The following is a 21,042-nucleotide window of genomic DNA, read 5'->3' as shown; positions in this document are numbered from 1 at the left end:
GAGAGTATGATTAAAAAAATAATAAAATATCCAATTAGTATATTGGTCTTAACGATAATTTTATTCATTACTATAATAGATATATCCAATAAAGATAAAAATTTTTCTAACTTTGAAAATAGATCTTTAGCTCAAAGACCTGTATTTTATTTCGATGATTTCCTTAAAGGACGATTTTCTAAGGATTATGAAAGATACATTAATGATCAATTTGTATTTAGAGATACATGGATAGATTTAAAGTCTAGAAGTGAGTATTTATTGGGGAAGATAGAAAATAATAATATTATTTATGGAAAAGATAATTTTTTATTTGAAAAGTATGAAAAAGTAGATGAAGAAAATTTAGCTAAAAATATTGATTCTGTTTTAGGCTTTATAAAAAAAATACCTAATAATAAAGTAAATTTTATGATTATTCCAAGTTCATATACTATATATAAAGATTATTTGCCTTACGGAATTAATTTAGTTGATCAAGAATTTTATATAAATGATATATATAATTATTTAAATAATTATAATAATATAAAAACAATATCATTAATAGATATGTTTAAGGAAAATAAGGATAAGTATATCTATTATAAAACAGATCATCACTGGACATCATTTGGATCATATTTAGCATATAGTGAATTTGTTAAAAATAATAATTTAAGTTTAGTAGATATTAATAACCTTAATAAGCATGAAGTTAATAATTTCTATGGAACTTATTTTTCAAAAAGTAAAAATTTTAATGCAGAAAGTGATTTAATAACTTATTATGATGTACCCAATTTAAGTGTATCTATAGATGGAATACCTGTTGATAATATAAATGATAACTCAAAGTGGAGTAGTAGCGATAAATATTCAGCTTTTTTAAGAGGAAATAATGGATTAACTATAATACAAAATAACGATATTTCTAATAATAATAAAATCTTGGTTTTAAAAGATTCATTTGGAAATTCATTTATTCAATATCTAGTTAATAATTATAAAGAAGTATATGTAGTTGATTTGAGGGGGTTTATTGGTAGCTTCAATGAGTTCTTTAAAAGTAATAACTTCGATGATGTATTAATAATGTATAATTTTATAAACCTTGCTGATGATGTAAATATATCTAAAATCAAATATTAGTTATTAAGCAAAATAACTTTATTGACAATACTATAAATATTTGATACTCTTTTAAAGGTTGATTTATATAGTACATAGGAGGAAATTATGGAAGGAACAAAAGAAGTAAAAATTTTAGTTGCTGATCCTTCAGCAATAGGATTATTTGGACTAGCTGTAATAACATTAGTTGCATCATCACAAAAATTAGGACTTACAGACGGGGTATCTTTAGTATTACCTTGGGCTATATTCTTAGGAGCTACAGCTCAATTATTAGCGTGTATAAATGATTTTAAACACAATAATACTTTTGGAGCTACAGCTTTTGGAGCATATGCATTCTTCTGGTATGCAATGGGAATGACATGGCTTATACAAAATGGAGTATTGGGAGAAAAGCTTGCTTCTGCAGCTGATACAAAACAATTAGGATTTGCCTTTTTAGCATACTTAATATTTACATTATTTATGACTATTGGAGCAATGGAAACTAATAAAGTATTATTTATAATTTTTGTTTTAATAGACTTCTTATTTATAGGACTTATGTTAAATTCCTTTGGAATAGTACCACATTTTGCTCATAGCTTAGCTGCATATTCAGAACTTGGAATTGCAATCTTTTCATTTTATGGAAGTGGTGCAGCTGTTTTAAATAAACATTTTGGTAAAGTATTTTTACCGATAGGCAAACCATTTAACATTTTTAAATAAATAATAAATGTGATATTATAAATATAGTGTTATTGTATTAAACAAATTAACACTATATTTTTTTATTTTAATGAAATTTAGTTACGATTATACTTTGTATAAAATAGTTAATATATATTTGACATAAGGAGAAAATTTATGAAAGTATCTATATTTTTAAAAGGAAAAAAGGATCCAGTTGTATACGAAGGAGAGAAAATAGATATAGTAGATCTAAATTTAAATGGGACTAATTATAAGCAAGTAAGATGCTTCAATAAAAAGGGAAGTTCTAAATCAGAGTTGATTGTAAATAATTTAATAAATAAAATTATCGAGTCATAAAAGGTGCTGTAGTAGCACTTTTTTTATTTGTCTGAAAGTATAAATTTTATCTTTCATTAAGTAAAATAAAAAAGCAAACTTATATATGTCTATAATTTATTGTAAACTTGTTCTAAATTTAAAATGTTTACAATATTATAGTAATGAAAAAGATACTAACAGCATAATAATTTATGTATCTTGAAAAGACACTAACAGCAAATTAATATTATGCATTCACAATGTATGATATAATTATTATATAAACGTGTCTTGTATTAATTTTTAGGAGGGAAAAATGTCTAGTGTTTTAAGTAGGATAAGAGAAGAATTGTATAAAGTCTCGGAAATAGATATAGATGAAGAAGAAGTTAGCATAAATGTAATAGAAGAATTTATAGATAATATAGAATATTTTAGAAATGCTTCTGAAGAAGAAATTATAGAAAGTTTTAGAAGGATTTTTTACTCTGGAACTAAGTATAGCATTAAATTATTATTCTTTGTTAGAGATAAGATAAATGGATTAGGAGAAAGGAGAGTATTTAGAGTTATTTTAAAATACTTAGGAAATGAGCATCCAAATTATATAGAAAATAACTTAGCTTTAATTCCTAAGTATGGTAGATGGGATGATTTATATTCTCTATTTGATACAAAGCTTGAAGATAATGTTATAGACTTATTTAAAAATCAATTACAAATAGATGTTAATTCTAATAATCCATCTACATTGGCTAAATGGCTAAAATCAGAAAATGCTTCTTCTAAAGAATCAAAAAGGCTTGCTAATAAAACAAGAAGGTTACTTGGATATTCCCCTAAGGAATATAGACGATTATTATCTAGTTTAAGAAAAAAGATAAATATAGTTGAAACAAATATAAGTAGGAGAGATTATTCTAAAATAAATTATAATAATCTTACAAAATTAAATATAAAAAAATATCAAAAGGCATTTTTAAGAAATGATAAAGTTAGTTACGAAAAATTTAAATTACAAAATAATAAAAATGCTTTTATATTCGAATCCCTTGAGAAGATGATTTCAACTATTAGAAATAATTTGAATAATTATAATAGAAACAGTATAGAAGATATGTATAGCAAAAATTTAGAATATTTAATAGATATAACTATAAAGGATATAAACTCATTTGAAGATACTTTAATAATTAATGGAATTGAAGGGGAGTTTACAAAAGATCAAAATAGATACTTTGATGTATTAATTGCAACAATCCTTTTATACAACAAATTGAATTCGAACAGCTTTAAAAACTATTATATGTCTTTTAAAAAGAATTCTAAATTTAATAAATTAACAGGAGGCAATTATATAGAAGATATCGAAATAATATCTAAAAATAATATAAATTATAATATTGATTTAAACTCAGCCTTAGATTTATTATTATTTACTAGTATTAAAAAGAATTTAAAGCCTGAAGCAATTCCTAAATCTATAATGTTTATATATAATAAAGATGAAAATATTAATTTTATTGATTTTAAGGATATAAATGAAAAATGGATAAATTCAGGATTTGAAGTTCCTAAAATTAAGTTTTGGGATCTAAATGATTTATCTCCAAAGTTTTCAATAAAATATAAAGATGGTGTAACAATTATTAAAGGGTATAATAATTCGATGTGGAAGTATTTGCTTGAATGTAAAGAAATGAGTCATTCGAATATTATTATAGACAAATTTAATAATATTGAATATAAAGATTTAATTATCTAAATTAAACAATGCATATGCATTGTTTATATAATATAAGTTTACATAATGTTTAATATGTTTAATATTGTTATCCGTAAATTAAAATAATAAAGATTTATCAAAATCATATTTAATAACATGCAGTGAATAAAATTGTGAATATAATTATACAAATTTTATGTATAGCAAAATTAAATTTAAAAATCTATTAAATCTATAAATAACTTATATAAAGACAAAATTAATTATGAAATTTGTCACATTTAAAATTAAAGAAATATTTTAAAATAAACATACTTAATATAAATAAAAATAGAATGATTGAGGTTAAAAACATTCGAAAATACAATAAAATAATATAAAAAAACCTAAAAATTATTTCGCTAAATATACATTTATTATATTTCGTATTATTGTAAGTTTAAAATCTCTGTGATATAATAAAATCAAGGCTTTAGAGAGATTTTGGAGGTGAAAAAATGTCTACAGGACGAACGAAAACATATAAATACAAAGATTTTTGTTATACTAACGACGTAAAAAGACTTTTAAGTATAGAATTATCGAATAAAGATAAGAAAAAACTTCACTCAGTGTATTCTAATTATTATAATTTAGATGCTGAACGTGGATATGAATTTATAATTGAAGATTTATTTAAACTTGCTGAAGTGCATAAATTATCAACTTCTCAAATAGCACAAATTTATGATACTGGAATTAGAAACGTTCAAATTTGGCTTAAAGAACTTGGAATAAATCGTAGCATTAAAAAGGCTCAAAAGATTAACAAAAAGAATTCTAAAGTGAATTTAGAATTGAATTCTGTTGAAAATTCAAATTCAAACACAAACTCAATACAAAGTAAGTACGGTATTGAACAAGTTCAAATTAAAAATTTACCAGAATCAGTTGTTGATTTTCTTAATTATCTAGAAACAATTAAGGGGAAATCCCCTAATACTATTAAAGGATATGAAATAGATCTAACTTTATTCTTTAGATTTTTAAAAATATATAAAGGACTTATTACTGATGATTCTTTAGAGTTTTCTGAAATAGATATTAGGGATATTGATAATTCATTTGTTAGGAAAATTAAATTAACTGATTTATATGCATTTTTATCTTTTGCAGAAAAACAAAGGGAAAATGGAAGTTATGCAAGGGCTAGAAAAGTTGCAGCACTTAAATCATATTTTAAATTTCTTAATGGAAAAGCAAAAATTATAGATGATAACCCTACTTTGGAATTAGAATCACCAAAGATAAATAAAAGACATCCAGTTTATTTATCTTTAGATGAAAGTGTAAATTTATTGAGTTCATTAGATAAAGATAATAAGAATTATTATAGAGATTATTGTATTTTAACTTTATTTTTAAATTGTGGAATGCGTTTATCAGAACTTTGTAGCATTAAATTAGATAAAATCAAAGGTGATACTTTAACTATAATCGGTAAGGGAGATAAGGAAAGAACTGTTTATTTAAATGAAGCTTGCTTAAAAGCAATTGATAATTATTTAGCTGTTAGAGATACTTCTAAATGCACACCTGAAGATAAAGAATATTTACTACTCTCCTCCCGCTATAAACCTATTAATAAAAGAACAGTTGAATTACTTGTTAAAAAACATATATTTAATTCGGGATTAAGTAATGAAAAATATACTCCTCACAAATTAAGACATACAGCTGCTACACTAATGTATAAACATGGTAATGTTGATATAAGAAGTTTACAAAGTATCTTAGGTCACGAAAATATATCTACAACCCAAATATATACTCATGTTGATGAAGAAATCTTAAGAGATGCTGTAAATTCGAACCCATTATCAAAATTATAAAACATAAAAATAAAAAAGACTCTATATAGATATATTTTCTTTTATAGGTATCCACTATATAGGGTCTTTTTATAACATATTAACCTTTTATTTTTTATTAGTACTTCCCTTTTAACTTTCTAACTCCAGGGAAAATTTCTTCTGTAGCATCTTCTAGTGAATCATCACCTAATATATCTAAATCATCTATGTATTCAATATGATCAAAAGCATCAACATAATCACTTGATTCATTTTCTAAAGCGTACTCTCCTACTTCATCAAGTTCTTCAGTTGAAAGCTTTTCTTCTTTTAAAGCTTCTATCATTTTTTTATATTCATTTTCTAAGAATTCATTTTCTTCAACTGTTTTAGCTATATCTTCAATTTTGATTGCTCTTACATCTATACCTTCTTCTTCTAGACAGTCTCCACAGTTGTCACAAATTCTATTAGGATATATATCACAATAATCATCTTCCGCGAATTTCTTAAAATCCATAAATACACCACCTTTGTTTAAAGTAAACCGAAACTTATTATAACAAATAAATATTAAATAAGCAAATTATATAATAAAATTAAATTCTATATGCTTTTAATTTTACTATCCTACTTAATATAAGTAAAATAAATTTTACCGCTAAATTAACTTAATAATTACACATAATTTGCATTATAAATTAATTTAAGAATTACATATAAAAAATATAAGTAATTGCTGTAAGAACATAAGTTTCAAGAACGTTCGTTTTGAGAACATAAGTTTGATATTATCATATTTTTATGCTATAATAATAGAAATAGAGTGAGGTGTTATAATGAACGAAATAAAAGATAAACAATTAGAAATTTATGAGTTCTTAAAAATATATACAGAAAATAAAGGTTATCCACCTTCAGTAAGAGAAATCTGTGATGCTGTTAATTTAAGATCTACATCGACTGTTCATGGTCATCTAAAAAGATTAGAGAAAAAAGGATTAATAAGAAGAGATCCAACAAAACCTAGAGCCTTAGAAATTATGGAAACTTCTAATATGAAAAAAGAAATGTTAAATATACCTTTGGTTGGAAGAGTTACAGCAGGAACACCTATTTTAGCAACGGAAAATATAGAAGATACATTCCCTATTCCTATAGATTACATAAAACATAATGAAGAATTATTTATGTTAAAAGTAACTGGTAATAGTATGATTAATGCAGGAATACATGATGGAGATTATGCTATTATAGAAAAGGCTCCAACTGCTAAAAATGGAGATATAGTTGTAGCACTAATTGAAAATGATGCCACTATAAAAAGATTCTTTAAAGAAAAAGATCATATAAGACTTCAACCTGAAAATGATGCACTATCTCCTATTATTGTTGAAGACTGCATTATTTTAGGTAAATTAGTTGGTTTATTCAGAGCATATTAAAAAATAAGATTCATACAATATTGTATGAATCTTATTTTTTTACTACAATTTAAGGAGGTGCAGATTTTGAAAATTTCTATTTTAAAAAGCAGTAATAATAAAAATAATGACTTTATAGATGAACATAATAATGGCCATATTGTAAAAGAAGACTTTTCTTCTTTAATATTACTTATTAAAGTCATTATAGCATCCATTTATGCTTTTGGACTTGGATATAGCTTATTTTATAGTGGTGATGATTTTCTTAAAGTAGGAATTAAATTTTTACTAATACTAATAGTACTATATTTCTTAATGGAATTTCCTTATGCTCTTTTAAAAGCATCATTATTACCAAATGCTTTTAATAAAGATATAATTAAATTGAATTTAAATCCCTATAATATGAGTATATCTATATCTTCTAGGAAACCTATATCTAAAAATAGAGTGTTAATAGCATCAATAGTACCTTTTATAATATTAGCTTTAGCTCCAACTGTAATTAGTTATATATTAGAATTTAATATTTATTTATATGCTATTGCTTCTGCCTCAGCAATAATTTCTATGTCTGATTTAATATTTTCAATAATTCTAATTAGTAATGAGTCTGTTGGTGAAAGTTTAATAATTACACCTTATGAGTATATTGATTCAAATATATCACTAAAGGAAACTTCACTTGATTTAGATAAAGATGATAAGCTAGAATGTAAAGATGAATTTTGCTATCAGTTATTAGAAAATATAGATAAAAGTAAAATAAAAAGCAGCTTAATTGAACGAAATAAAGATCCAGAATATATTAAAGAGATGATTTTTAATGTTGATGATAGTAATGAATAACAAAAACACTAGCTATGTAATTAGCTAGTGTTTTTTGTTAAATATAAAGCTATTTTAAATTATCCAATTATATTATTTAAGGAAATTAATATACCTATCTTAGCATGGTCAAATGTAAGACCACCTTGTAAATAAGCTATATATGGCTCCCTAATAGGTGCATCTGCTGATAATTCAATTGAAGAACCTTGAATAAATGCTCCAGCAGCCATTATAACTTCATCATTATATCCAGGCATAGCCCAAGGTTCACATTCAACAAAAGAATCTATTGGAGAACCTTTTTGAATACCCTTACAGAATTGTATAAGTTTTTCTTTATCTCCAAACTTAATAGCTTGAATAATATCACTTCTTTTTTCATTATATTTAGGAAGAACTTCAAAACCTGCAAGTTCCATTATTCTTGAACAAAATACAGCACCCTTTACAGCTTCCATAGCTATATGCGGAGCTAAGAATAAGCCTTGATAGAATTGTCTCATAACTCCAAATGTTGAGCCGCACTCTCCTCCTATTCCAGGAGTAGTTAATCTATAACTTGCTTGTTCTACATATTCTTTTTTACCAGCTATATATCCACCAGTTGGTGCAATTCCTCCACCTATATTCTTTATAAGAGAACCTGCAATTAAATCAGCTCCAACGTCTGTAGGCTCTATAATATCGATAAATTCACCATAGCAGTTATCAACGAAAACTACTACATCTTCTCTTATGCTTTTTACAAATTCAATAACTTCGCCAAGTTCTTTAACTAAGAATGAATTTCTCCATCCATAACCAGTACTTCTTTGAATATGTACAAGCTTTATAGTTTCATCAGATGTTAGTGTTTCTTTTATTTTATCTAAATCAAATTTACCATTTTTCAAATCAACTTGCTTATAGTTAACTCCATATTCTCTAAGTGATCCTATATTTTCTTTACCACTTATCCCAATTATGTTATGTAATGTATCATAAGGAGCTCCTGAAATGCATACCATTGTGTCCCCTGTTCTTAAATTCCCCATTAAAGCACAGCCTATAGCATGTGTACCATTAACAAAATGAGGTCTAACTAATGCACTTTCAGTATTAAAGACTCTTGCATAAACTTTATCTAATGAATCTCTTCCTATATCATCATATCCATATCCAGATGAGTTTGTAAAGTGAGATTCACTTATTCTTTCATCTTGGAAAGCCTTCAATACTTTTAATTGATTATACTCTCTTATTTCATCATATGATTCAAAAACCTCTTCTACATCTTTTAAAGCTTTCTTATATAGGTCAAATGTTTGAGGCTTAAAATTAAAGTTTTTCATCATTAATTCTTCTGTTTCTCTTAGCATAACGTTATTATTACATATCATTTAATAATATGTAATTTCTCCCTTCTAAGTAATTAAATAAGCTATTATATCACATAAATAAAATATTATCATATTTTAGCATAATTTCATAGTACATAAATTATATAAAAATATTATTGTAAATCTTTATTTACTAACACTAAAATCTTTAAAAACCTTATTTAAATCATCTCTTGAAGTAAAGTTTCCAATTGTCACATGAAGTAAGAATTTTTTATCATTTAGCTATTTAGGTTTATATGGTTCTAAAATTCTTGTATCCAACTTTGAACTATAAATTTTTTAGCCTTATTTAAATAAAAAAGTAGGCAAAATGCCTACTCTTCATCATTATTAAATAAAATTGGTTTTGCTGGTGTTATAGTTGTTATTGCATGCTTGTAAACTAACATTTGCTTACCATCGCTATCAAGTACAACTGTAAAACTGTCAAATCCTTTTACATATCCTTTTAGTTGAAATCCATTAGTTAAGTATATAATAACGGAAATCTTATTTTTTCTTGCTCCATTTAAAAATATATCTTGTAAATTGTTTGGTTGTTTATTCACCATATTCACCTCCGCATAATCCTTACAATACTATTATACAATTTATGGTAGAAATTCACCAACTATTCTTTTAAATATTTCATCTTCACTAAATATATCTTTATCTAAAATAATAGCTCTTGGATCTCTTCTAAACCAAGTTAATTGTCTTTTTGCATAATTTCTTGAACCCTGCTTAATCATTTCTACAGCTTCATTTAGAGATATCTTATTTTCTAAGTAATAAAATATTTCTTTATACCCGATCCCTTGCATTGACTGTACAGATGAATTATACCCCATTTCCTTTAACTTTATACACTCTTCAAGTAACCCCTTATCCATCATCATATCAACTCTTAGGTTTATTCTATTATAAAGCTTTTCTCTATCCATATTTAGAACATAATAAGTTACATCATAAGGACCATTATAAAACTCTTCTCCTGCATTAAACGAACTAAAAGGCTTCTTAGTCAACTTATATACTTCCAAAGCTCTAATAACCCTTTTTCTGTTATTATAATGAATTTCTTTGTAACTTATAGGATCTATGTCCTTAAGCATATTATGGATATATTCATTACCATGTTTTTCTGCAAGTTCTTCTAATTCACTTCTATACTTTAAATCATTTTCTGCTTCTGTAAAGTTCATATTGCATGTTAATGCATTTATATATAATCCTGTACCACCAGTTAGTATTGGAAGCTTTCCTCTAGATATAATATCGTCTATACATTTTTGTGCCATTTCTTTATAGTCAGCAACAGAAAATGGAGTACTAGGATCTACTACATCTATCATATGATGTGGAACACCGCACATTTCTTCTTTAGTAATTTTAGCAGATCCTATATCCATATATTTATAAATTTGCATTGAATCTGTTGATATTATTTCTCCATTTAATTCTTTTGCTAATTTTATAGATAAATCCGTTTTCCCAACTGCTGTTGGACCTGCTATAACTAAAACTTTTTCTTTCATTGTTACTCCTTTTATACTATTCTTCTAAACTTTTTATCTAATTCATAGTTTGTAAACTTAATGATTACTGGTCTACCATGAGGACAATGGAATGGATCATCTATATATCTTAAATCATTTATTAGTTTTTCCATTTCCATTTGATTTAAATAATCATTAGCTTTAACAGCAGCTTTACATGCAAGTGTTGCAATTCTATTGTACTTTACTTCTGTTGTTTTACCACTACCTAATGATTTTATATTATCTAAGATATTAATAAATAAATTCCTCGGATCAAGCTTCCCTAAGAAATAAGGCACTTCTTTAATTGCTATAGTATTTCCACCAAAGTTTTCAATAGAAAAACCTGCCATAGTAAACACCTTTGAATTTTCTTCATAATAACAAAAATCATCTGTAGTTAAATCTATTAAAGTAGGTACTAATAGTTGTTGTACTACTATATCCCCCTCTTCTATGCTCTTTAAATACTTTTCAAAAAGAATCTTTTCATGAGCAGCATGCTGATCAATCATATATAGCACTTCATCATATTCAGCTAATATATAAGTCTTATTAAACTGACCTATTATTCTTAAATTAGGGAACTTTGCATTTCTATTTTCTATATTATTTAAGTTTTCTTTATTACTTACTACATTTTCATTATTTACTTCGTTACTTTTAATTGCTATATCTGTATTTACTTCATTATTAGAAATTTCTTTTTTATCTTCATAAACTACAGTATTTGAATCATAGTTTATAGGTCTATAATCAAAATTGTTGTTATCATCTATATTATTGTTATTATTATGTGTTTTAATATCTAATTTACCAAGTTCTTTTAGGTTCTTAAGATTATTATAAAGCTCTTCTTCTCTCTTTAAATCCTCATAAGAAACTCCTGGCATTGTATTTATTTCATTTTCCTTATTTTTATTACTATTATCTTCATAGTAAGATAAAGGTAAGTTATTTGAATTTGAATAAGTATCATTTAAATTTATGTTAAAAGATATTTCCTCAACAACTTCTGTAGGTACTTCATCCTTATGTTCTTTTTCTTCCTCTGGTATATAGAAATCATTAAAAACTTCACTTTTAAAGGCTTTATGAACTGCATCAAATACCTTTTTAAATATCCCTCTATCTTCTTTAAATTTAATTTCAGCTTTTGTTGGATGTATATTAACATCTACAAACTCTGGATAAACTTCAAGGAATAAAACAAAGAATGGAAACTTATTAACTGTCGCAAAGGACTTAAAGGCATTTTCTATTGCTGCAACTATAGTTTTATTCTTTATATATCTGCCATTAACAAAGATGCTTTGATTATTTCTAGATCCCCTAGCTATTTCTTCTTTACCTATATATCCATATAAATGAATTGCATCTTCTGCACTTTCAAAGTATATTAAGTTTTCACTTATGGTTTTTCCATATACAGTTCTAATAACATCTTTAAGATTACCTGTACCATAAGTATGTAATACCTTCTTACCATTGTTATAGAACTTTATAGATACATCAGGATTAGATAAGGCTATCCTTGAAACTATATCACTTATTAATGCACCTTCTCTTGAAGTAGACTTTAAAAACTTTCTTCTAGCTGGTACATTATAAAATAAATCTCTAACTTCAATTATTGTTCCTTTATTAGTTCCAGTTTCAGATTCAGAAAGTATTTCTCCACCTTCTATTGAAATTTCAGAGCCAAAATCTACTTCATTTATTTTACTTCTTAATAATACTTTTGATATAGATGCTATAGAGGCCAATGCTTCCCCTCTAAAGCCTAATGTCATAATAGAATATATATCCTCTACATTTTGGATTTTAGATGTTGCATGAGGCATAAAAGCCTTTTTAATGTCATCTTTATGTATTCCATTACCATCATCTATAATTCTTATTAAAGAAATACCACCTTCTTCTATTTCGATGGTGATATTTTTTGCTTCTGCATCTATTGAATTTTCTACTAATTCTTTTACAACTGAAGAAGGGCGTTCAACCACTTCTCCAGCTGCTATTTTATTAGAGGTATGTTCATCTAATAGATTTATTCTTTTCATATAATCACCTCAATTATGTACCCTTTTTTAATTATTTCACCCTTTTAGCCTCAAGAATTAACTTGTATAATGTATTCATTGCATCCATAGGAGTCAATGCCATAAAATCTATATCAGCAAGTGAATTAATTAAATTTTCTTTTTCTATCATTGTAAAATCTATTTGATAATCGTTAATTTCATCTTTAGAATTCTTTTTCTTTTTAGAGCCTTTCTTTATATTAGTATCTTCTAATAATGTATTATTTATAGGTTCACTTTCTTTTTCTATATAACTTTCATTAGACTCCTCTTTAGCATTATCTAATGGGTTACTATATGAAGTTGGTACTTCTACAGTTTCTTTAATATTAACAGATTTATTTACGTCATCTTTTTCAAACTTATCAGTTGCAACTTCTTTAATTGAAGTAACATCTAATGAATTACTTCCTGAAGTATTCTCTAATGAAGATAATATTTCCTTAGCTCTATCAATAACTTGAGTTGGTAATCCAGCAAGCTTTGCAACTTCTATACCATAAGATTGATCTGCTCCACCTTCTACTATCTTTCTTAAGAAGATTATATTATCATCTATTTCACTTACAGCAACAGAATAGTTCTTAACACCTTCTATTACACCTTCTAGTTTAGTTAATTCATGATAATGGGTAGCAAAAAGTGTTTTACATTTAAGGTTATTATTTTTTGATATATATTCTATTACAGACCAAGCTATACTAAGTCCATCATATGTTGATGTTCCTCTTCCAACCTCATCTAATAAAACTAAGCTTTTAGATGTAGCATTCTTTAAGATGTTAGATACTTCCCACATCTCAACCATGAAGGTAGATTTTCCACCTGCTAAATCATCAGAAGCACCTATTCTTGTAAATATCTTATCACATATAGAAATATTAGCAGATTTAGCTGGTACAAATGATCCTATTTGAGCCATAAGAGTAATAAGTGCCACTTGTCTCATATATGTAGACTTACCTGCCATATTAGGACCAGTAATAAGTAAAAGTCTATTATCATTTGAATTTAATGTAGTATCATTAGAAACAAATTCCCCTTTCCCAATTACTTTTTCTACAACTGGGTGTCTTCCTTCATTTATTTCTATAATTCCATCTTCATTTATACTAGGTTTAACATAATCATTTTCTACAGCTATTAAAGATAAAGTAGATAAAGCATCTAAGTTACCAATAATTCTAGCACTTTGTTTAAGTCTTGCAATTTCTTTTTCTATAGCTTCTCTTATTTCTATAAATAAGTCGTATTCTAAAGATACTAGCTTTTCCTCTGCTCCTAAGATTTTATCTTCCATTTCCTTTAATTCTTGAGTTATAAATCTTTCAGCATTTGCGAGTGTTTGCTTTCTTATATATCTACCTTCAGGAATTGAACTATAATTAGCCTTTGATATTTCTATATAATAACCAAATACCTTATTGTAGCCAACCTTTAATGATCTAATTCCTGTAAAGTCTCTTTCTCTATTTTCTAGAGCAGCAATCCATTCCTTACCGTGAAGTTTTGCTGTTCTTAAACTATCTACCTCTTCATTGTAACCATCCTTAATTATGTTACCTTCCTTTAAGGCAATAGATGGATCATCTAAAATAGAATTAGATAAAAGTTCTTTAATATCAGTAAGCTCATCTAAATCCTTATACCATTCTTTTAGTATATTTGATGATGCTTCTGATAAATGAGACTTTATACCTGGTAGCTTTTCTAATGAGCATTTAAGTGAAATTAAGTCCTTAGCATTCGCATTTTTATTAGAAATCTTACCTACAATTCTTTCTATATCATAAATTTCTTTAAGTAAACTTCTTAAATCTTCATTAAAATAAGCATTATTATATAGTTCTTCTACACCTTCTAATCTCTTTTCAATTTCAGATTTTATTATAAGAGGTTCTTCAATCCATTTTCTAATTGCTCTTCCTCCCATAGAAGTAGCAGTCTTATCTAAAACCCAAATTAAACTACCTTTTTTAGATTTTTCTTTTAGATTTTCAGTAAGCTCTAAATTTCTTCTTGAGTTACCATCTATAGTCATATAATTAATTATGTCATAATACTCTAAAAGATTTATATTAGTTAAAGTCATCTTTTGAGTATCATAAATATACTTTAATAAGGCTTTAGATACAGTCTTAGATAAATCATTTAAATTAGTAATGCATACTTCTGAAAATTGTTCTAGAAGTTCTTCTTCAGTACAAATACTCTTACTTAAATCTCTCTTAGTAATTAGTGCTGAAGAAATAGAAGTAATTTCTGATAATAATTCATCACTTATATTAATATCTACAATTATTTCCTTTGGAGCAATTTTAGTTATTTCATCTAATAAACTGGCTTTTATTGCTGTAAAACTCGTCACTTTAAATTCTCCAGTAGATATATCAGAAGAGGCTAACCCGTAATAGCCATTATCTTCAACTATACACATTAAATATGTATTTTTATATTCGCTATCTTCAGTATTTTCTATATATGTACCAGGAGTTATAACTTTAATAACATCTCTCTTAACTATACCTTTAGCAACAGAAACATCTTCAACTTGTTCCCCAATTGCTACTTTATAACCTTTATTAACAAGTCTTGCTATATAAGATGAAGCTGCATGAAATGGGATTCCACACATAGGAGCTCTTTCTTCAAGACCACAATCTCTTCCTGTTAAAACAAGTTCTAATTCTCTAGAAGCTATTTTAGCATCTTCAAAGAACATTTCATAAAAGTCACCTAATCTAAAAAATAAAATACAATCCTTATAATTTTCTTTTATTTCAAAATATTGTCTCATCATTGGAGTTAACATATTTTTATTACCTCACATCCCTAAATTTAAGTACAAACCTTGTAAACATAAGGTTTTATGACTATTATACTATAAAGTTGCAACAATAAAAAGTAATAAGTATTAAAGTAGAGTTAATAAGAAAAATGACCTTATCAATTTCAAACTTGATAAGGTCATTTTTAAAATAATATATAGATTTATTTTATAATCTAATTTGCAATATCAGTATTATCTGGGTCAAAAGTAGTTGGATCTATATTCATTATTAACTTAGTAATTTCATTATCACTAGTAATTTCCCAACCATTTTCTGATTTTTCTAAAGTTATATCTCCAGTTCTATCTGTAAATATAACTCCATCTAAAGCTTTTACCATAATATCATCATATAGTTTATTTTGTTCTGCTTCTGTCATTTCTGTACCAGAAAAAGCTTGTGATAATACACTTGTAAACATTTCTTGAATTGACGTAGCAATTACAGCAGCCATATCTGGTCCATTAACTTTAACATTAACTGTTGCCTTTTCTCCATCAATACTTTCTGAATTAATAGTATAAGTAAGCTTTTGTATTTCAGTAATCATCTTTTTAGAAGAATTAGTGTCAGTTTCTTCTACATTACTTAGTAATGTAGAAATTGTTGCTTCATCAGCACCTTTAATTTCATCAAAATAAGTTTTTACTGTGTCAGATGGAGATGGCTCTTTGCTTTTACACCCATAAAAAGCAGTAATTGATAGTACTAAAGTCATTATTATTGATATTTTTTTTAATAGTTTCATATATTTACCCCCTATTTAACTACATATTTATTTTACTACATTTCCATATTAAAGCAATTAAATTAGTTAGTTTATTATCTATAAAAAATTATAACAAATGTAATATTCAGTATAATATTTCATATAAGAGATAAATATAAAAAGAAAAATAATCTTATCAATTAAAAATAGATAGGATTATTTTTCTTTTTAATAATATAGAATATTATTGCATATTTCTCTTAGTTTAATAGAGTAATTAGTAATTCCTCAATACTAAATACATCATTAGTTTCAAATAATTCTTCTAAGGTTTCAATGTTTTCTTCTAAGTGTTCTACATCCTTAGAATATGTATGAGCTATGTCAACCATATCTGTATTTGTAAACTCTTTATTTTCTAGATATCTTACTACACATAATTCTTTTATCATTATATAGCTTATTAATGCTATTTTCACCTTAGCTAAAGCATCATAGTCAAAAACAGCCTTCATAAAGTATCTAAATACAAAGTAAACTAGTATTTGTTCAAATTCATAGCTTTTTGCTTTATAATATTCATCAAACTTTTTATGAATATCTAAGTAAATATCTTTATCATCTTCATTTTGCCAAAAGTATCTTAAGGCATCTTCTAACCCTAAAATGTCATTTGGCTTAATATGCTTTAAATCTCTAAAGACTTCTAGAACTTCTTTTATGTTAATATATTTTTCAGTAGTTTTCCCATTATATACTTCAATATCATTAATAGTTGATTTAATAAAATCCTTATTTAAGTACTTATCTTTAACTAACTTAATTGATTGAATATCATTTGAATCTATCTTTTCTTGTACTTCATTTATAAAAGTAAGAACTAAAGCACATCTTATTTTTAAATCTATTTCTCTATTTTGCATAATATCAAAAATTATTTTTCTACATTGCATAAGATTAATATATAGCATTGGATTAATATCATTATAGCTAGTTATTTCTTCATCATTTTCACTTAATTCAAATTCTACTTTATCAGATTTTCTTAGTATTATTCTTGCAGCTTCAGGACATGATAAGGATATACCAGTTTCACGAGTATTTCCAAACTCCTCTAAGTAACGAGGGTACTGTCTACATGTATAACAAAGACTTTCTGCACCTAAATTATTATATATATCACATAAATTATTTTCGTTTAAAAAAGAGCATCTATCTCCATTTAAGACAAAAACCTTTTCTTCATCTTCATTAATTATCTTGCTTCTTAATTCATCTCCAAATGTACCATCTACAGACAAATACTTTTTATGACTTTCTTCATCTATAACTATTCCCCATCCAGCACAACAAGTATCTTCACATTCAGAAGCTATACATTTAAATTCATCAAAGTAATCTGGCTTTCGTATTTTCATTTTTAACCTCACATCATATGTATTTATTATTTTTGTACATACTAATTGTAATACTCACTATAAATCTATTCAAGAATATGTTTATTTTAAATTAGTTTATATAAGATTTTGTATATAATATAGTAATAATTAACCATATAAAAATAGCCTTTAACATGCTCCTTTTTAAGCATATTAAAGACCATTTTAAAATTAAAATCTAAATAGTATAATTCATAATTTATAATTTATAATTTATAATCTGATATTCATTATTTAATTATCCAACAACTCAGCTTACTTTGTTAAATAAAATACAATTATGTGCGAAAAATACCATCAACTGTTATATTTTGTCCAGTTAAATACTTGGCCTTATCTGATGCTAAAAACACAGCTGTTGCACCAATTTCTTCTGGCTTTCCAAGTCTTGCTGCATATACACTACTTTTTATCCAAGTCTTTAATTCTTCTGGAAGAACTGATACCATATCTGTTTCTATAGCTCCTGGAGAAATAGCATTTACATTAATTCCTATTGGTGCTAAGTCTCTAGCAAGTGTTTTTGTTAATCCAAGAAGCGCTGATTTTGAAGAAGCATATGCAGAGCTTCCTAATGCACCTGTTGAAGCACTTGTAGAAGATATAAAAATAATGCTACCCGATTTTTCATTTAACATATATGGAACTATTAGTTTTGACATATAAAAAGGTCCATATGCATTTGTTTTCATAACTTGATCAAATTTTTCTATTTCTGTATCCATTATTGAACCATTAAATTCAATACCTGCATTGTTAACAAGTACATCAATAAAACCAAATTTACTTATTGATTCTTGAACCAACTTTTCACATTCATCATATTTTGAAACATCTGCTTGACATACTAGAACTTCAGCTCCTAGTGATATGCAAGCATTCGCTACATCTTTAGCTCGTTCTACATTGCTATTACAATGAATAATAACATTATATCCTGCTTGAGCAAATTCTGTAGCACATGCCGCACCTATTCCTCTTGATGAGCCTGTTATAAGAGCAACTTTTTTACCCATAAATTAATCATTCCTTTCATTTAGTCATACCTTTATATTAAATATTTTTATAAATTTATTATTGTATTATTATTGGAATATTGTATCAATTTTACTTATTACTTCAAATTATTTTACTTTATTACTGTTATGTATGTTATAATATCTATATTGTTAATTATTAGACATAGCTTTTCTAGGAGTGATGTAAATGTTTTCTGATGAAAGTAGTTTTTTATCTTTAGATGATATAGAATATATCTGTAATAAAACCTTTGGAATGTTAAAAATACCAATATTCTTTTTTAACTCTAGTGGTATAATTCTCTTTAAGTTTTCTTATAAAGATAGTAATAACCCCTTATATAGTAATACTGAACAACTTTTAAATGACTTTTTATCTATTAATGACGAAAACACTCCTATAAATATTAAATCAACAATGTATCATGAAAATTATTTTATTATTAAAGTAATTACTAGTGACAATATTAGTGGAACTCTTTTAGTAGGACCTACTATTTCTTCTGAAATTGATGAAAAGTCTATTAATTCAATTATAAAAAAGTTTGATATCTTAATAAAATATAAAGGCAGCTTAATTAATTATTATAACAATATCGTTATAATGGATTTTAATAGTTTTATAGATGCAGGACTACTTCTTTATCATTCCATTTATCATGATAAATTAGATTTTACTAATGTAGTAAATATTGATGAAATGCTTATTGATGTTGGGCTTAAAGATAGCAAAGCCTTTTATATTTCCAATTCAAAGAAAAGAAGAAATAGTAGATTGCATCATTCTCAAGAATTTGAAAGAAAACTATTGAAACATATAACAGATGGAAATTTAGAAGAGGTAATAAAATTTTTAAAATATACTACTTTTGACGGTGAATTAGGAATTAACTCTAAAAATCCTTTAAGGAATTTAAAGAATATTTTTATTAGCTATACATCAATAGTGTCCCGTGCTGCTATAGAAAAGGGACTTGCTTGGGAGGTATCCCTAACACTTACTGATTTTTATTTTGAAGCAGTAGAAGAACTTAATACCATAAAAGATATAAATGAATTATTTTTAAAAATGATTTTAGATTATACAGAGCATGTAAACAAAGTTAAAATGTATAACTACTCTTCTGCTATACTTAAATGTCAAAAATATATATTTGAACATTTATATGAGAAAATATCCCTTTCAATCCTAGCAGATTACTCATCTATGAATCCTTGTTATCTCTCACATTTATTTAAAAAAGAAGTTGGAGTATCTATTAGTGATTACATACAAAAAGAAAGAATTGAAGAATCTAAAAAATTAATTTTATCTGGTAAGAAATCTCTTGTAGATATTTATGTACCTTTAGGTTTTATTGATCAAAGCCATTTTTCAAAGACATTTAAAAAATTTGTTGGAATAACTCCAAAAGAATATAAAACATTATATTTTCATGAAATATGATTATATAATTTAAAGTGTATATAATTTAAAGTGTATATAAGTTATATAAATATTTCATTATTTTTAAATTTATAAACTTTTAAATTTTATTGAAGAAAAAAATTAATTGTTTTATAATTAATTTAATAACTTTTGGAGGAATAATTATGAAAGCACTAAATAACTTATATAAATTTATACATCATCATTGCTAGAGAGACTTGCTCTTATAAAAAGAGTGCAAGTCTATTTTAAGTGGGCTTGTATCTCTTGGCTATGATATGTAAGTGCAATCATATTTTTGTAAGCCATGTGGGATATTAGCCTACATGGCTTTTTGATTGTATTTAGAATACCACAGGTTCGACCTGTGGTTCCGGAAAGCTTCTAGCGGTGAGTAGAAATAAAAAAACCTCCGTTGTAAAATTATAGTAGGTTTGCCGACCACAACTATAATACAAGGAGGTATCCAATATGGATAATAGTAGTTTAGCACATAGTAAATGGAATTGTAAATATCATATAGTTTTTGCACCAAAGTATAGAAGACAAATAATTTATGGAAAAATAAAGATTGATATAGGAGTAATATTGAGAAAGTTATGTGAGCAAAAAGGAGTAGAAATAATAGAAGCAAATGCATGCAAAGATCATATACATATGCTTGTTAGTATACCACCCAAATTGAGTGTTTCACAATTTAG

The 21,042-nt window shown here is 25.8% G+C and carries 18 protein-coding genes; 9 read left to right on the top strand and 9 right to left on the bottom strand.

Annotated elements, in window-relative coordinates; translation table 11 throughout:
- Window positions 1-6 precede the first annotated feature (6 nt).
- The 5 genes from CSBG_RS08815 (at window position 7) to CSBG_RS08795 (ending at window position 5,709) form a co-directional block, all read left to right on the top strand.
- Window positions 7-1,131 (top strand): DHHW family protein, encoded by a 1,125-nt coding sequence (locus CSBG_RS08815; protein WP_008678820.1) that lies wholly within the window; start codon window positions 7-9, stop codon window positions 1,129-1,131.
- Window positions 1,132-1,218: 87 nt separating this feature from the next.
- Entirely contained in the window at window positions 1,219-1,827 is a 609-nt protein-coding gene (locus tag CSBG_RS08810) for a GPR1/FUN34/YaaH family transporter (RefSeq protein WP_008678819.1), read from the top strand.
- A 138-nt stretch (window positions 1,828-1,965) separates the two neighbouring features.
- The gene (locus tag CSBG_RS08805; RefSeq protein ID WP_008678818.1) at window positions 1,966-2,151 is read left to right on the top strand and encodes a hypothetical protein; all 186 of its coding nucleotides are present in this window, start codon (window positions 1,966-1,968) and stop codon (window positions 2,149-2,151) included.
- Between the two features lie 277 nt (window positions 2,152-2,428).
- Window positions 2,429-3,877 (top strand): DUF2828 family protein, encoded by a 1,449-nt coding sequence (locus CSBG_RS08800; RefSeq protein WP_008678817.1) that lies wholly within the window; start codon window positions 2,429-2,431, stop codon window positions 3,875-3,877.
- An 836-nt stretch (window positions 3,878-4,713) separates the two neighbouring features.
- Window positions 4,714-5,709, top strand: a complete 996-nt coding sequence (locus tag CSBG_RS08795; RefSeq protein WP_051005315.1) for a tyrosine recombinase XerC — start codon at window positions 4,714-4,716, stop codon at window positions 5,707-5,709.
- Between the two features lie 97 nt (window positions 5,710-5,806).
- Here CSBG_RS08795 and CSBG_RS08790 read toward each other — a convergent pair whose 3' ends face one another.
- The gene (locus tag CSBG_RS08790) at window positions 5,807-6,190 is read right to left on the bottom strand and encodes a hypothetical protein (RefSeq protein ID WP_008678814.1); all 384 of its coding nucleotides are present in this window, start codon (window positions 6,188-6,190) and stop codon (window positions 5,807-5,809) included.
- Window positions 6,191-6,509: 319 nt separating this feature from the next.
- Here CSBG_RS08790 and lexA point away from each other — a divergent pair, with 319 nt between their 5' ends.
- Together lexA and CSBG_RS08780 are read left to right on the top strand one after the other, a co-directional pair.
- Window positions 6,510-7,115 carry a transcriptional repressor LexA gene (gene lexA / locus CSBG_RS08785; RefSeq protein ID WP_008678813.1) on the top strand — a complete coding sequence of 202 codons (606 nt, stop codon included), beginning with the start codon at window positions 6,510-6,512 and terminating at the stop codon, window positions 7,113-7,115.
- A gap of 66 nt (window positions 7,116-7,181) precedes the next feature.
- Window positions 7,182-7,946: a metalloprotease family protein gene (locus CSBG_RS08780; protein ID WP_008678811.1), complete on the top strand. Its 765-nt coding sequence runs from the start codon at window positions 7,182-7,184 to the stop codon at window positions 7,944-7,946.
- Between the two features lie 59 nt (window positions 7,947-8,005).
- Here the strand turns inward: CSBG_RS08780 and CSBG_RS08775 are convergent, their stop codons facing one another.
- The 8 genes from CSBG_RS08775 to CSBG_RS08740 form a co-directional block, all read right to left on the bottom strand.
- Window positions 8,006-9,286 (bottom strand): methionine gamma-lyase family protein, encoded by a 1,281-nt coding sequence (locus tag CSBG_RS08775; RefSeq protein ID WP_035285784.1) that lies wholly within the window; start codon window positions 9,284-9,286, stop codon window positions 8,006-8,008.
- Between the two features lie 338 nt (window positions 9,287-9,624).
- On the bottom strand, window positions 9,625-9,861 hold the full coding sequence (hfq, locus tag CSBG_RS08770; RefSeq protein ID WP_008678807.1) for an RNA chaperone Hfq: 237 nt from the start codon (window positions 9,859-9,861) through the stop codon (window positions 9,625-9,627).
- Window positions 9,862-9,900: 39 nt separating this feature from the next.
- Entirely contained in the window at window positions 9,901-10,827 is a 927-nt protein-coding gene (miaA, locus tag CSBG_RS08765; protein WP_008678805.1) for a tRNA (adenosine(37)-N6)-dimethylallyltransferase MiaA, read from the bottom strand.
- 11 nt (window positions 10,828-10,838) lie between these two features.
- Complete coding sequence (mutL, locus tag CSBG_RS08760) at window positions 10,839-12,893, bottom strand: DNA mismatch repair endonuclease MutL (protein WP_008678803.1); 2,055 nt, start codon at window positions 12,891-12,893, stop codon at window positions 10,839-10,841.
- Between the two features lie 31 nt (window positions 12,894-12,924).
- Window positions 12,925-15,726 (bottom strand): DNA mismatch repair protein MutS, encoded by a 2,802-nt coding sequence (gene mutS, locus CSBG_RS08755; RefSeq protein WP_008678801.1) that lies wholly within the window; start codon window positions 15,724-15,726, stop codon window positions 12,925-12,927.
- Between the two features lie 191 nt (window positions 15,727-15,917).
- Window positions 15,918-16,493 (bottom strand): VcbS, encoded by a 576-nt coding sequence (locus tag CSBG_RS08750; RefSeq protein ID WP_008678800.1) that lies wholly within the window; start codon window positions 16,491-16,493, stop codon window positions 15,918-15,920.
- Window positions 16,494-16,714: 221 nt separating this feature from the next.
- A complete protein-coding gene (gene fliB, locus CSBG_RS08745; protein ID WP_008678798.1) occupies window positions 16,715-17,872 on the bottom strand; it encodes a flagellin lysine-N-methylase in 1,158 nt (385 codons plus the stop codon).
- 299 nt (window positions 17,873-18,171) lie between these two features.
- Window positions 18,172-18,909 carry a 3-oxoacyl-ACP reductase family protein gene (locus CSBG_RS08740; RefSeq protein WP_008678796.1) on the bottom strand — a complete coding sequence of 246 codons (738 nt, stop codon included), beginning with the start codon at window positions 18,907-18,909 and terminating at the stop codon, window positions 18,172-18,174.
- 190 nt (window positions 18,910-19,099) lie between these two features.
- On the opposite strand from CSBG_RS08740, the gene CSBG_RS08735 reads away from it, so the two are divergent.
- Together CSBG_RS08735 and tnpA are read left to right on the top strand one after the other, a co-directional pair.
- Window positions 19,100-20,359: a helix-turn-helix domain-containing protein gene (locus CSBG_RS08735; RefSeq protein ID WP_008678795.1), complete on the top strand. Its 1,260-nt coding sequence runs from the start codon at window positions 19,100-19,102 to the stop codon at window positions 20,357-20,359.
- 453 nt (window positions 20,360-20,812) lie between these two features.
- Window positions 20,813-21,042, top strand: a 230-nt coding sequence (tnpA, locus tag CSBG_RS17950) for an IS200/IS605 family transposase (protein WP_008678793.1), incomplete at its 3' end; no start/stop codon positions are given.

Origin of the sequence: Clostridium sp. 7_2_43FAA, from assembly GCF_000158375.2 — a bacterium.
Taxonomy (GTDB): Bacteria; Bacillota; Clostridia; order Clostridiales; family Clostridiaceae; genus Clostridium; species Clostridium tertium.
Note: the sequence above shows the minus strand (reverse complement) of the source record. Positions and strands in the feature narration are given on the sequence as shown.